This window comes from Ruegeria sp. BI7 (assembly GCF_056537925.1).
In genome coordinates, this window is the sequence record NZ_JBQFSK010000001.1 from 16,976 (window position 1) to 31,391 (window position 14,416).

The following is a 14,416-nucleotide window of genomic DNA, read 5'->3' on the forward strand; positions in this document are numbered from 1 at the left end:
CGAAGGTGCCGCCTGTTTTACTTTTGGCCGGGCTTTTCTGCGATAAAGGCCAGATTGTTCGCAGGCATCTCGACCATCCCGACGACGGTCAGGTTCTGGGCGCGCATCAACGCTGCAATGTCTTCATCATTCTTATAACCGATCTCAGCGTCTTGCTGGACCAGAGCATCGTGAAAGCGCTGGTCGCCATCGCTGGTCAATTGCCCCGAACGTTTGAATGGTCCGTATAGGATAAACCGCCCCTTAGGGGCCAACGCCTGCGCGGTTTCGGTCACCAGCATTTGTGTTTCCGGCCAGCTGATCAGATGCACCAGATTGATCAGGACGATCAGGTCCTGACCGGCGAACTCGGTGTGCCAGCCTTGCGCTGTGGCGTCCAAAGCCACTGCGTCCAGAACGTTGGGCAGATCGGCAGCATAGGCTTTGATGCTGGTTATCCGCTCGACCTCGACTTCGGTCGGTTGCCAGATGAGGTTTGGCAGGCACTGGACGAATGCGCTGACATGCTGGCCGGTGCCGCTGGCAATTTCCAGCGCCCGGCCTGCCTTGGGGGCCCATTGAGCCAGTAGGTCACACAAAGCTTCGGCATTGCGGGTCGCGGCAGGGGCGACAAGCCGCCCGTCCTGACCTTCGGTGGCAACGCTGGCGTTGGAGGGGAGGGTTCTTTTGCTCATCGGCGCAACCTTTCAGGGCTGAGGGCGGCAATGATTTCAGGGTCCAGTTCAGATGTCGCGCCGGTCGTCAGATCAGCAACCAGTTGCGAAGCCGCCGGAGAGGTCTGGAACCCATAGCCACCCTGACCCGCAGACCAGACAAAGGACGGATCAGACGGATCGGGCCCCAATACCAAAGTTCCATCCGGCGCGAAGCTGCGTAGCCCTGCCCAGTTTACCTCAACCCGGGTGACGGGTTCGGTCACCATCTCTTCGTACCGGGCCAGCCCCTCAGCCAACACCATGTCATCGGCGTAGGCATCCTGCGGTGGTACGGGGTCGGCCTCGCACGGGGAAACCAACAGTTTGCCTGCATCGGGCTTGGCATACCATGTCTCACCCGCGCCCAACATCATCGGCCAGCCGCTCAGGTCATGCCCGCCGGGGGCAGGCAGCCGCGCCATTGACCTGCGTTTCGGAATTATTCCGATTGGTGCAATCCCCGCCATCACGGCGATCTCGTCAACCCAAGGGCCGGCAGCATTGATCAGGATGCGGGCTTCAAAGACTTCCCCAGCCTCGACGACCCAGCGCCCATCCTTGCGAATGGCGGTGACCCTGGCCTTGGTTACCACGTCACCGCCATTGCCGCGAATGGTGCGGGCGAAATCCTGCAGCAACCGGTCCGTGTCGATATCAAATGCCCCACTGCTGAGCGCTGCGAACCCAAGAGTGTCTGGGTTCAGGATTGGCACACGTGCCAGCGCCTGCGCCGTTGGGATCACCTGCATATTCAGATCATGGACGTCCCGTTCAAAGATTTCGGCCTGATCCTTACGACCAACCAACATCAGATCGCGGGGCGTCAGATACCCGCCGTTTTCGGCCCGCATAAACGCGGCACTGGCCCTGTTCAGCGCAACGACGGAGGGCGGGCCATAGTTTTCCTCGAACAACGCGGCGGACCGGCCAGACGCGTGATATCCAAACGCATCCTCAGCCTCGAGCACAGTTACCCGACCGTGATATGATAGGCGTGCCCCGGCGCTCAGACCGGCGATACCGCCGCCTATGACAAGAAAATCAATCATATGTCCCCTTTTCACCGCGTACCTATTATGGCGAAACCGATCGTCCTAACCTGTCTGGAACTCTAAGCAGGCTTGAATTTGCGCATCAACCCATCCAAAGAAGTAACAAGCAATAACAGGAGGGCAGGGTGAGTACCGCAGATCTACACCCGATGGCCACGGGGCATATTCCGTCCTACGTGACCCAGGCGGACGGCAGTGATTTTCTTTTAACGTTCATGTTTGTGTTTACCGTTTTGGTGATTGTTCTGATCGGGGTTGGATATTTCACCCTGCATTCGATCCCCGAAAAGATAGCGCACGAATCCAACCACCCTCAGTTCCAGTTGGTCGGGATACTGGCCTTGCTGGCGCTGTTCACCCATAACGGGTTGTTCTGGGTCGCCGCCATTCTGGTGGCTGGGTTCCAATTCCCCGATGTGGCCGCTCCACTCAGAGCCATTGCGGATGCAATCCGATCTTTGGGCAATCAACGCCCCGAAGGCCCCGCACCGGCCCAACCCACCGAACCCACCGCGCAGCAGGAGCATTAGAATATGCTTGAGACATTGATGTGCGCGCTGGTGACGGTGCTGCCCGACTATCTGTTTCGCCGCTACGTTCAGGGTAAGCGGATCGGGCATGAAATCACGCTTTTCACCATGTGGTACGAATTGCGCTGGGGTCTGACCACTTGCGCCATTCTGGCGCTGACGGTGATCACCACGCTGTTTTATTTTCATCCCGCCAGCAAAACCGCGGCCTCGTATTTCCGCACCGTGACGATCCTGCCACAACTGGGTGGTCGCGTATCCGAGGTCTATGTGAAAAACAATGAACCCGTGACAGCGGGGCAGCCGATCTTCCGGATCGAGGATTTCACACAGAGAGCCATGGTCGAGGCCGCGCACGCCGATATAGCGCAGGTTCAGGCATCGCTCAGGGTGGCGCAGACCGACCTGGCCGAGGCTGAGGCTGGCATCGCCGGGGCACGCGCTGCGTTGGATCAGTCGCTTGAAGATCTTGAACGCAACACCACGCTGCGGGACGAAGGGTCCAGCGCCGTGCGTCTGGCCGAGATTGACCGGCTGGAAAACCTGGTGGCCGAGCGTGAGGCACAATTGCGGGCCGCCGAGTCACAGCGCGCAGCAGTCGTGCAGCAGATCGAGGAGCTGATCCCCGCTCAACTGGCCAGCGCCAACGCTCAGCTGGACGCTGCCCTGACCGAGCTGGACAAAACCGTGATCAGCGCCGGGGTCACTGGCCGGATTGAACAGTTTGGCCTGCAGGTCGGCGACTATGTCAGCCCTCTGTTGCGTCCGGCAGGTATCTTGGTGCCATCACACTCGGGTCATAACCGGTTTCAGGCCGCTTTCAACCAAATGTCCGCTCAGGTTATCAAGCCAGGAATGATCGGAGAGCTGGGTTGTATGACCAAGCCGTTCACCGTGATCCCGATGGTCGTGGTTGAGGTGCAGGATGTTATCCCCTCGGGCCAAATTCGCCCTTCGGATGAGCTGCGGGATGTGCAGGCCAATACCAATCCCGGATCAATCCTGGTGTATATGGAGCCGCTGTATAAAAGCATGGCCGATGACATCCCGCCGGGCAGCAACTGTTTGGCCAATGTCTATACCGACAACCACGAACGGCTAGAGCATGAGGATTTGGGTTTCTGGAAATCTGCAACGCTGCATGTGATCGACACGATTGGCGTTGTTCACGCTGCGGGCCTGCGCCTGCGTTTGATCCTGATGCCGGTGAATACGTTGGTTTTGACCGGTCATTAAACCAACCCCGGCCGCGCCGTCACTTAGTCGCGCGGCCGGGTATTTTCGCCTCGGTCAGCGAGGCATAAGAATAGGCCAGAACGCAGGCTGCGAAGCCTGCCACAAACCCGAATACCATGGTGTATGAGTTGCTGAGGGCATAGACGGAACTGCCTAAGGCCATGCCGACAGTGCCACCCAACAGTTGAAACGTCATGGATATTCCGCTGGCCTGCCCGTGCAGATCCTGTGGCACGGCAAGCATGATGGTCCGTCGGGGCGGGACAAACAGGAACGGTACGCAACACCCCCACAAAACATAGCCAGCGAAGATCGGCGCCGTGACGTCCAGATGCATTCCCAACGCAACCAGCACGATGGCCAGTGTCCCCAACGCTATGCCCGTCAGCGATGGGCCGCGCGTGCCAAACCTGTCGGCCACCTTACCGGCCAATGGGGCCACGAAGATCTGCGGAAACGCGATTGGCAAAAGGGCGGCCCCGGCGACCAGCGGTGAAAAGCCAAGTTTGGTTTGAAAATACGACGCGCCGAACACAAACAGGGCAATCTTGCCGAACTGCGCGGTGAAAAGGATCATGTTGGACGCAGCGAAACCAGGTTTGGCGAACAAGGAAATGACGATCAGCGGCGTGCGAATGCGTCGTTCCACCTGAACAAACAGGGCCAACGCCGAAAGGCCCACAAGCAGTGCCATAATCACCTCGGGCTGGGCCCAGCCCCGATCTGGCCCCTCCATGATCCCGAACACCAGCGCAGCCAGACCCGGCACCAGCAGCAACAGACCCTTCCAGTCAAACCCAAGTTCAGGCTGGTGTGGTGGATCACGCCAGTAGGCCAAGGCAATCGCGGCAACAGCCAATACAATTGGCGGGTTGACCCAGAAAATCCAGCGCCACGACAGGTATTCGGTCAGTATGCCTCCGACCAGTGGCCCCAGTGACAGAAAGACTGTTCCGATGCCGCCGTACAGACCAAGGGCAAGACCGCGTTCCTTTTCATCGAAGGACTGGATCAGCACCACCATCGACAAGGGAAAGATCAGCGCAGCACCAACGCCCTGAACCGCGCGGGCCGTCAGCAGCGCCAGGCCGCTCTCGGCAAACCCTCCCAACGCTGAGGATAGACCAAAGATTAGAAGGCCCACGCTCAGCAAAACCCGGATGCCCAAAATGTCGCCCAATCGTCCCGCAGCGCCGGCAAAACAGGCCAACACCAAAAGGTAAATATTGACCACCCAATGCGCATCCAACCGCGTCAGATTTAGTTCGGCCCGGATGGTGGGCAACGCGACACTGACGACAGTTTCATCCAGCAATATGACGCCAAGAATGGCCCCCATCGCGCCAAGTATCCACCAGCGGCTGCGATCTTGTGCCTTGGTTTGCATCGGTTTTTCGTCCCACCGTTGATGGATCACCGGCCCCATCAGGTCTGGTGCCGGCCCGTTCGTCAAGGCGCACTCCAACAAAAAAGGGCCAGCCAAATGGCCAGCCCTTCGGTGTGAGTGTTGTTAGGTTTACTGCGGAATGTCGCCTTCCAGCCCTTCGACATAGAAGTTCATGCCCGCCAGCGTTCCGTCATCGGCGGTTTCGCCTTCTGCCAGCCAGTCGCTGCCGTCCTGCTTTTTCAGCGGACCCGTGAAGGGGTGGTATTCACCTGCGGCCATGGCGGCCTTCATCGCCAGCGCTTCTTCTTTCACTTCGGCAGGAACCGCGTCCGAGATTTCGCCAATCTCAACCATGCCTTCTTTGATGCCGTCCCAGGTGTTCACGGTTTCCCACGACCCATCCATAACAGCCTGGGTGCGCGCGATGTAGTATGGCGCCCAGTTGTCGATGATCGAGGATACGCGCGGCTTGGGGGCGTATTCGCTCATGTCCGAGGCCTGCCCGAAGGTGATTACGTTGCCTGCCTCTTGCGCGGCCGCCTGCGGCGCGGTCGAGTCAGTGTGCTGCAGGATCACGTCGGCGCCCTGTTCGATCAGAACGGTGGCGGCGTCCGCTTCTTTTGCGGGATCGAACCAAGTGTAAGCCCAGACAATCTTGAACTCGACATCCGGGTTCACCTTCTTGGCGTGAATATAGGCCGAGTTGATGCCGCGGATCACTTCGGGGATCGGGTAGGAACCAATATAGCCGACGATGTTCGACTCGGTCATTTTACCGGCGATGTGGCCCTGAACGGCACGACCTTCATAAAAGCGAGCAGAATAGACCGAGACGTTGTCGGCGGTCTTGTAGCCAGTCGCATGCTCGAATTTCACGTTCGGGAATTTCTTGGCCACGTTGATGGTCGGGTCCATATAGCCGAACGACGTGGTAAAGATCAGGTCAGCCCCTTCCAGCGCCATCTGAGTCATCACACGTTCAGCGTCCGGGCCTTCGGGCACTGATTCCACGAATACAGTTTCGACCTTGTCACCGAAATGCTCTTCGACCGCCAGACGGCCCTTGTCGTGTTCATAGGTCCAGCCGCCGTCGCCGACGGGGCCGACATAGACGAAACCGACTTTGGTTTTGTCTTCGGCCATGGCGCTTGTCGCCAGACCCAGCGCCATGGCGGCGCTTGCCAAAAGTGATGTGAATTTCATGTGTTACTCCCCAAGTTGGTTTAATTGGCCCCTAGTGTGAGGCATGGAAGATCCGGCCTAGTGAGGCAGGTGCGCTGCTCTTGTCGGCCGAAAGGATCACAAGCACAAGGATCGTGATGATATAGGGCGACATTGCCAGATACTCGACTGGAATGGCAACGCCCGCCGCCTGCAAATTAAGCTGCAACACTGTGATTCCGCCGAACAAATAGGCACCCAGCAAGGCGCGCCATGGCTTCCAGCTGGCGAAGACCACCAGAGCCAGGGCGATCCAGCCGACACCGGCTGTCATGCCCTCGGTCCACTGCGGGACGCGGATCAGGCTGATATAGGCTCCGCCGAGGCCCGCGCATGCGCCACCGAACAGGATCGCCATGATGCGGATCTTGATAACCTTGTAACCCAAGGCGTGAGCCGCATCGTGGTTTTCACCCACCGCGCGCAGGATCAGACCGACGCGGGTGTATTTCAGCACGGCCCATACGGCGGCTGTCAGGGCGATACCGACATACAGGATCGGGTCATGCTGGAACAGGATCGGGCCGATCACCGGGATATCGCTGATCACCGGGATGTGGATGTCACCCATGCTGGGCGGCTTGATACCCACATAGCTTTGGCCCAGAAGGGCGCTGAAACCCAGGCCAAACAGGGTTAGGGCCAATCCACTTGCAACCTGATTGGCCAGCGCGAACTGTGTCAGCAGCACAAACAGCAGCGACAGTACGGCGCCGCCGATGGCCGCCGCAATGAACCCCAGCCAGGGTGAGCCGGTTTCGACCGAGATCGCAAATCCGCTGATTGCACCCACGATCATCATACCCTCGACGCCAAGGTTCAGGACGCCTGCTTTCTCGACCACTAACTCTCCGATTGCAGCCAACAGCAGCGGAGTTGCGGCCACCATCAGCGAGGCGATCAGAAGTACGGGATTGATTTCACCTAAATCCATGGGTCACGCTACCTCGCTATGGGCCGCACGGATGCGGTAGTTGGTCAAGAGATCGAAAGCCAGCAGGAAGAACAGAAGCATCCCCTGGAACACCTGAATGGCAGCGGCGGGCAGGCCCAGCTGAGACTGTGCGATTTCACCGCCGATATAGGTCAGCGCCATCAGGCCACCGGCCAGCAGGATACCCACCGGATGCAGACGGCCCAGAAAGGCCACGATGATCGCGGTAAAGCCATAGCCGACGTTAAAATCGATGCTGACCACGCCCGATGGGCCGGACACTTCGAACATCCCAGCAAGCCCTGCCAGCGCGCCGGACAGACCCAGGCAGAACAAGATCAGCCGCGCCGGGTTCACGCCTGCAAACTTTGCCGCGCGAGGGGCTTCTCCGGTCAGCCGGATGTGGAAGCCCAACATGTGCCGGTTCAGCAGGACATAGGCAAAGATCACCGCGATCAGCGCGGTCACGACACCCCAATGCATCCCGGACCCCGCGATCAGTTCCGCATTATGTGCGCTTTCATAGGATTGCAGGTTACGCGAGCCTGGAAAGCCGAAGCCTTCAGGGTTTTTCAGCAGGCCCAGCGAGACCGAGGCCAGCATCTGTTCGGCCACGTACACCAGCATCAGCGAAACAAGTATTTCATTGGTGCCGAAGCGGACCTTTAGAAAGGCCGGAATGGATGCCCACAACCAACCGCCAAGCGCGCCAGCGATCACCATGATCGGAAAGACGTAAAACGCCTCTAGCGGATAGAAGGCCAAGCCCGCACCGGCCCCAAAGATGGCACCCATGATGTATTGACCCTCGGCCCCGATATTCCAGATACCGGCGCGGAAACCCAGCGATAGGCCAATGGCGATCAGCACCAGAGGTGCCCCTTTCACCAGCAATTGCGGACGGTAATAAAAGGCGAATTCTCCGAACAGAGGTTCCCAGAAAATGGTGCCGATGGCTTCGATAGGGTTCTTGCCCAGAATGGCGAACAGAATGCCGCCAAACACCATCGTTGCCAACACTGCCACCAGCGGGGTGGCATAAGACCACGCCTTGGACGGCTGCGGCCGTTTCTCCAACACAATCATCCGCTCATCCCCCTGATTTCATTCTTTTGTAATGGGTTAGACATGGGCCACCTCCATGCCATGTGCGCCGCCCATCATCAGGCCAATCTCATCCACGGTCAGGCCGGTGGTTGGGCGCGGCGCGCTCAGACGCCCTTCGTTGAGGGCGGCAAAGCTGTCCGAGATTTCCATTAATTCATCTAGATCTTGGCTAATGCAGATGACTGCGGTTCCTTTGGCCGCCAGGTCCAGAATGGACTGCCGGATCGAGGCTGCCGCCGCCGCGTCCACGCCCCAGGTAGGCTGGTTCACCACCAGAACGTCAGGGTTCTGCAACACCTCGCGTCCGATCACGAATTTCTGCAGGTTGCCGCCTGATAATGACCGCGCCGCATTTTCGGGCCCCGGCGTGCGGACGTCGAAGGCGCTGATGATTTTCTCGGCGAAACTTTTGGTTTCTGACCACTTCAGAAAGCCGTTGCTTTCCAAACCTTCGCGCACCGAACCGGTCAGCAATGCGTTTTCGGTCAGGCTCATGTCCGGGGCCGCTGCATGGCCCAGCCGTTCTTCGGGCGCGGTCAGCACACCCAGCTTGCGTCGGGCCGTCGGCCCCAGCTTGCCGATCGGCTGGCCGTTAAACTTGATGGCATCTGCTGTTGTTTGAATTTCACCGGACAGCACACCTAGCAACTCGTCCTGACCGTTGCCAGCCACGCCGCCGACCCCCAGAACCTCGCCCTTACGGACTGTCATGTGAACGTTCTTCAAAGCCGTGCCAAATTCCGAGGGCGACGGAACGGACAGCCCGCTGACATCCAGTGCCACATCACCAAATTCACGCCCCGAGCGTTCCGGTGTCTGTAATGTCGAGCCGACCATCATCTCGGCCATATCCCGCGCCGAGGTTTCAGCAGGCACACACTCACCCACGTTCTTGCCCAGACGTAGAATGGTGGCGTGGTCGCACAGCGTACGGATTTCTTCGAGCTTGTGCGAGATATACAAGATCGAGGTGCCCTCGGACCGCAATTTGTTCAGCGTTTCGAACAGGATTTCAACCTCTTGCGGGGTCAGAACCGAGGTCGGCTCGTCCATGATCAGCAGCTTGGGGCCCTGCAACAGGCAGCGGATGATCTCGACCCGCTGACGCTCGCCGGCGGAAAGATCGCCAACGGTGCGGAACGGGTCCAGCGGCAGGCCATAGGTTTCCGACACTTCGCGGATACGCGAGGCCAGATCGCCCATCGGCGGCGGGTTCTCCATCCCCAGCGCGATATTTTCAGCCACGTTCAGCGCGTCAAACAGCGAGAAGTGCTGGAACACCATCGCGATCCCGTCGGCCCGCGCGGCGCGGGGTTCCGGTGGCGCAAACGCCTGACCGCGCAGCAGCATTGTGCCGCTGTCGGGCTTCACCAGCCCATAGATCATTTTCACCAGCGTGGATTTACCCGCGCCGTTTTCGCCCAGCAGGGCATGAACTTCGCCTTCGCCGATGTCAAAGGACACCTGATCATTGGCCACGACGCCGGGATAGGCCTTGGTCAAACCTTGTAAGCTTAGCAGTGGAGTGGTCACGCGCTCAGGTCCTTCTTCAATTCGTTCTGCCGCGTGGGACGCAGCAGGTCTGCTGCAACGCCAACGGCGATCATTTGCGGGTGTTTGCCCAAACCGGGGTCGCCGATTGGACAGGTGATCCGGTTAATCCGTTCGGGCATATGCCCCAGCGCTGCCAACCGAGACCGGAATCGCGCCCATTTCGTAGCCGAGCCGATCAGCCCCGCAAAGCGGAAATCGTGTGAAAGCAGCCGGTTGCACAGCTCCAGGTCCAGATTGTGGGAATAAGTCAGCACAAGATGTTCGGCATTGGTCGGCGCGTGGCGCACCAGCTCGGCCGGTTTTGCGACCGGAACCACTGTTACTCCGTTTGGAACCGTGTTCGGAAAACGCTCAGGTGCAGTGTCGACCCATGTGATGGCAAGGTCAGGCAGCGGGTACAGAACATTCACCAGCGCGCGGCCGACATGACCTGCACCCCAGATCCACAGATTGCGGGCCGGTTTGTGTACCGGTTCAACCATCCAGCCGTCGATCAGTTGCGGATCGGGCGCGATACCCTGACCGCGCGCAGCCGCCAGCAGGCGTTTGACAGACAAGGGCATGTCACTGCCCGCTGCCGTTCTTGCGATGACCGTATCGTCCAGAGTGTTCACCGCCTTGGCGTCAAAGACTTCGCTAAACAACGAGACCGCGCCGCCGCAGCACTGCCCCATGTCTGGGCCAAGCGCATGATGCGTCAGGCGCGAGGATACGATTTGGGTTCGTGCGGCCTGGGCTGCTTCGTATTCAAGTACGCCACCCCCGATTGTACCGCTTTGCCCATCCTTCCAAACCAGCATAGCGGCCCCAACTTCGCGTGGGGACGACCCTTTGATCGCCGCGATGACCACCCGAGTTACTTTCCCGTGGGTTTTGACCGCCTCCCTCAAAGCCTCCAGGTCGAATCCCATCAGATGCCTCCCTTCACCCTTTGAACGCCGCGCCAGACTTCTTCGGCCGTGGCAGGCGCATCCAGTGCCGGATAGCTTTCTCCACAAGCCGCCACCGCGTTGGACAGTGCCAGCCAGGCGGAAATTCCCAACATAAAGGGCGGCTCACCCACCGCTTTTGAGCGATAGATCGTGTCTTCGCGGTTCTGTCCGTCCCAGAGTGCGACGTTGAAAATGTCGGGTCGGTCCGAACAGGCGGGGATTTTGTAGGTTGACGGTGCATGCGTGCGCAGGTTGCCCTTGCCGTCCCAGACCAGTTCTTCGGTCGTCAGCCAGCCTGCGCCTTGCACATAGCCGCCTTCTACCTGCCCGATATCCAGTGCCGGGTTCAGCGACGCACCCGCGTCATGCAGGATGTCGGTGCGCAGAATGCGGTTCTCTCCGGTCAATGTGTCGACGGCAACCTCGGTGATCGAAGCACCATAAGCAAAGTAGTAAAACGGGCGGCCCCGGCCCTTGATCCGGTCCCATTCGATCTTAGGCGTCTTGTAGAACCCGGTTGCCGACAGACTGATGCGCCCTTGATACGCCAATGCAGCGGCTTCGGCGAAGGTATAGCGTTCTTCGCCGACCGAGACATGACCGTCCGTAAAGGTGACCGTTGACGGATCAGCCTGATGCCGTTCGGCCAGATAGTCAGCCATTCGGTTGCGGATCGTGTCGCACGCGGCCTTCACCGCCATGCCGTTCAGGTCACTGCCCGAAGACGCGGCCGTGGCAGAGGTATTCGGCACCTTGGCCGTGTCTGTGGCGGTGATCTTTACCAACTCGAGCGGAATGCCAAAGCGCGAGGCCGCAACCTGCGCCACTTTCTGGAACAGACCTTGACCCATCTCGGTGCCGCCATGGTTCAAGTGGACCGAACCGTCCTGATACACATGCACCAGCGCACCCGCCTGGTTCAGGTGGGTCAGCGTGAAGGAAATCCCGAATTTGACCGGAGAGAAAGCGATGCCTTTTTTGATCACGCTGTTTTCGGCGTTCCACGCCGCGATCGCCGCCTTGCGCGCAACATAATCACTGGATTTCAGTAGCGCTTCGGTCATACCGTGCAGTTCGAAATCGGTGACTTCCATGCCGTAGGGCGTTGTATTGCCGCCTTCCGGCACCGGGCGGACGGGCGGAGCGGTCTCAACCTGCTCGACGGCACCCAAGCTTGTCAGATCCTCGTGCGGATCGACGCGTACCAAAGGACGCTTCGCCAGATGTTCCTGTTCCATGGTTGGCGGATGGGCAGGGTCGTAATAGTTCCGGCGGCGCAGCTCGACCGGGTCCAGACCCAATTCATAAGCGGCATGGTCCATGACCCGTTCAATCGCGATCATACCCTGCGGGCCGCCAAATCCGCGGTAGGCGGTGGCGGATTGGGTGTTGGTTTTCAAACGGTGGCTTTCAATCCGCGCATTAGGCAGCAGATAGGCATTGTCCGAATGCAGCATGGCACGGTCAGCGACCGGCAGGGACAGGTCCTGCGCCCAGCCGCAGATGGCGTATTGCAGGAAGGACACGCCCTGAATATGGCCATGCTCATCAAAGCCTGCGCGATACGAAATCCGGAACGCATGGCGCTTGCCGGTGATGACCATGTCATCGTCGCGGTCATAGCGCATCTTGCAGGCCTTGCCGGTTACACGCGCGGCGATGGCACAAGCCACGGCCAGCGCGTTGCCCTGGCTTTCCTTGCCGCCGAACCCTCCGCCCATCCGGCGGGTTTCGACCCGGACGGCGTGCATAGGAACGCCCAAAGCGTCGGCAACCTTGTGCTGAATCTCGGTCGGGTGCTGTGTTGAGGAATGCACCAGCATATCCGCACCTTCGTTCGGCACGGCTAAGGCCGCCTGACCCTCCAGATAGAAATGTTCCTGTCCGCCGAGCTCAAAGCCCCCGTCGATCACATGGGTCGCGCCCGCGATAGCCGCATCCGCGTCGCCCTTGGCATAAATGCGCGGGCCTTCCTCGAACCGGCTATTGGCAGCAAGCGCCTCTTCGACCGTCAGGATTGGGGTTTCTTCGTCATAGTCGATCTTGCCCAGTCGTGCGGCCTTGCGGGCGGCCAGATGGCTGGTGGCGACCACTAGAAAAACGGGCTGGCCGATATAGTGAACGGTGCCGTCAGACAGCAGCGGCTCATCATGGATCGAGGGCGAGACATCGTTGGCAAAAGGCAGGTCTTCGGCCGTCATGACCATCTCGACGCCTTCGGCTGCTTTGACCGCGGACAAATCCATCGCGGTAATCTTGCCCTTGGCAATCGGGCTCATACCGAACGCCAGATACAGCGTTCCCTTGGGCGTCGGAATGTCATCTACGTAGCGGGCGGTGCCGGACACATGAAACGGCGCTGCGTCGTGGGGGAGGGGTTTTGTCACGCTCATGCCGACACCTCCAGCACGTTGGTCACGTGACCCTGATCTTCAAGGTAATACCTTTCCAGCAGCGCCTTGGCCGTCTCAAGCCGATAGGTGGCCGAGGCGCGCATATCCGTCATTGGTGTAAAGTCATCGTTAAAGGCCAGCATCGCAGTATGCACCGTTTCACGTGCCCATGGATTGCCGTTCAACACGGCCTCGACTTGAGTGGCGCGTTTTGGGACGCCGGCCATGCCACCAAAGGCGATGCGCGCCTGGTCGACGACACCATTTGAAACGGTGATGTTGAAACAGCCACACACGGCCGAGATATCCTGATCGAACCGTTTGCTGATCTTATAAGCCTTCAGGCGATCCGCCTGACGGGGGAAGCTGACGGCCTCAACAAACTCGCCGGGGCTGCGGTCCTGCTTGCCGTAGTCGATGAAGAACTCCTCCAGCGGTATCGAACGGCGGTCGTTGCCCTTGCGCAGATGCAGGGTGGCGTTCAGGGCAATCAGCGCGGGCGGGTTGTCCCCGATGGGGGAGCCATTGGCGATGTTGCCGCCGACGGTGGCCGCGTGGCGCACCTGAACGCTGGCATATCGGCGGATCATCTCGGCGTACGAGGGGTGCAGATCGGTCAGCGCCTCACCCATGCGGTTCATATCGACCATGGCCCCAAAACGAATTTCATCGTCGGTTATTGTAATGTCTTTCAGATCGTCACAGCGGTTCAGGAAGATCACCGGATCAAGATCGCGCAATTGCTTGGTGACCCACAGTCCTACATCGGTTGCGCCCGCGACCAGAGTGGCATCTGGGTGTTCGGCATAGACCGCGGCCAATTCGTCAGAGGAGCCCGGCAACATGGGCATCGTGGCAGGTGTAGAAACAGGTTTGTCCTTGACCCAGACGGGCACGGGGTGTTCTTCGGCGGCTTTGGCCGCGCGGATGATCGGGGCGTATCCGGTGCAGCGACAAAGGTTCCCCGCTAACTGCGTGTCATGGTCCTTTGCGTCGTTTGAATGACTGGCCACCATGGACATCACGAAACCGGGGGTGCAAAAGCCGCACTGCGATCCATGCAGATCAACCATGGCCTGCTGCACCGGATGGGCTTCGCCATTTGGGCCGCTTGCACCTTCGACGGTACGAACCGCTTTGCCGTGCAGTTGCGGTAAAAACAGGATGCAGGAATTCAGCGCCTTGGCGCCGCTTTCATCCGTGACCATGACGGTGCAAGCCCCGCAATCACCTTCGTTGCAGCCTTCCTTGGTACCGGTCAGGCCCCGATCCTCGCGTAGCCAATCCAGCAGGGTCGCTGTCGGATCGACATCCGCCAGTTCCACTGTCTCTCCGTTCAGAAGAAACGTGATATCCATTCGAGAAACCCGTCGCC

12 protein-coding genes are annotated in these 14,416 nt (G+C 59.5%); 2 read left to right on the forward strand and 10 right to left on the reverse strand.

Translation table 11 applies throughout. The features are described from left to right. Window positions 1–17 precede the first annotated feature (17 nt). Both ACR0JB_RS00085 and ACR0JB_RS00090 read right to left on the reverse strand, forming a co-directional pair. Entirely contained in the window at window positions 18–674 is a 657-nt protein-coding gene (locus ACR0JB_RS00085; RefSeq protein WP_170395324.1) for a DUF938 domain-containing protein, read from the reverse strand. Further along, window positions 671–1,744 carry an NAD(P)/FAD-dependent oxidoreductase gene (locus tag ACR0JB_RS00090; protein ID WP_170395327.1) on the reverse strand — a complete coding sequence of 358 codons (1,074 nt, stop codon included), beginning with the start codon at window positions 1,742–1,744 and terminating at the stop codon, window positions 671–673. Before ACR0JB_RS00090 ends, ACR0JB_RS00085 begins: the two co-directional genes overlap by 4 nt. A gap of 152 nt (window positions 1,745–1,896) precedes the next feature. On the opposite strand from ACR0JB_RS00090, the gene ACR0JB_RS00095 reads away from it, so the two are divergent. After that, window positions 1,897–2,277 carry a hypothetical protein gene (locus ACR0JB_RS00095; RefSeq protein ID WP_170349334.1) on the forward strand — a complete coding sequence of 127 codons (381 nt, stop codon included), beginning with the start codon at window positions 1,897–1,899 and terminating at the stop codon, window positions 2,275–2,277. Between the two features lie 3 nt (window positions 2,278–2,280). Continuing rightward, window positions 2,281–3,513, forward strand: coding sequence for an HlyD family secretion protein (locus ACR0JB_RS00100; RefSeq protein ID WP_170395329.1), 1,233 nt, complete (start codon window positions 2,281–2,283; stop codon window positions 3,511–3,513). Between the two features lie 19 nt (window positions 3,514–3,532). On the opposite strand, the gene ACR0JB_RS00105 is transcribed toward ACR0JB_RS00100, so the two are convergent. From ACR0JB_RS00105 to xdhA, 8 genes are all read right to left on the reverse strand, one after another. Beyond that, the gene (locus tag ACR0JB_RS00105; protein ID WP_170504529.1) at window positions 3,533–4,966 is read right to left on the reverse strand and encodes an MFS transporter; all 1,434 of its coding nucleotides are present in this window, start codon (window positions 4,964–4,966) and stop codon (window positions 3,533–3,535) included. 63 nt (window positions 4,967–5,029) lie between these two features. Continuing rightward, entirely contained in the window at window positions 5,030–6,103 is a 1,074-nt protein-coding gene (locus tag ACR0JB_RS00110; protein WP_170347786.1) for a BMP family ABC transporter substrate-binding protein, read from the reverse strand. Between the two features lie 31 nt (window positions 6,104–6,134). After that, the gene (locus ACR0JB_RS00115; RefSeq protein WP_170374180.1) at window positions 6,135–7,055 is read right to left on the reverse strand and encodes an ABC transporter permease; all 921 of its coding nucleotides are present in this window, start codon (window positions 7,053–7,055) and stop codon (window positions 6,135–6,137) included. Window positions 7,056–7,058: 3 nt separating this feature from the next. After that, window positions 7,059–8,141, reverse strand: coding sequence for an ABC transporter permease (locus ACR0JB_RS00120; RefSeq protein ID WP_170360597.1), 1,083 nt, complete (start codon window positions 8,139–8,141; stop codon window positions 7,059–7,061). Window positions 8,142–8,177: 36 nt separating this feature from the next. Beyond that, window positions 8,178–9,695: an ABC transporter ATP-binding protein gene (locus ACR0JB_RS00125; protein WP_480789595.1), complete on the reverse strand. Its 1,518-nt coding sequence runs from the start codon at window positions 9,693–9,695 to the stop codon at window positions 8,178–8,180. Beyond that, window positions 9,692–10,627 carry a xanthine dehydrogenase accessory protein XdhC gene (xdhC, locus tag ACR0JB_RS00130; RefSeq protein WP_480789596.1) on the reverse strand — a complete coding sequence of 312 codons (936 nt, stop codon included), beginning with the start codon at window positions 10,625–10,627 and terminating at the stop codon, window positions 9,692–9,694. Before xdhC ends, ACR0JB_RS00125 begins: the two co-directional genes overlap by 4 nt. Then, window positions 10,627–13,041, reverse strand: coding sequence for a xanthine dehydrogenase molybdopterin binding subunit (gene xdhB, locus ACR0JB_RS00135; protein WP_480789597.1), 2,415 nt, complete (start codon window positions 13,039–13,041; stop codon window positions 10,627–10,629). The genes xdhC and xdhB overlap by 1 nt, the downstream gene beginning before the upstream one ends. Beyond that, window positions 13,038–14,399: a xanthine dehydrogenase small subunit gene (gene xdhA / locus ACR0JB_RS00140; RefSeq protein WP_170395351.1), complete on the reverse strand. Its 1,362-nt coding sequence runs from the start codon at window positions 14,397–14,399 to the stop codon at window positions 13,038–13,040. Before xdhA ends, xdhB begins: the two co-directional genes overlap by 4 nt. Between the last annotated feature and the right edge of the window lie 17 nt (window positions 14,400–14,416).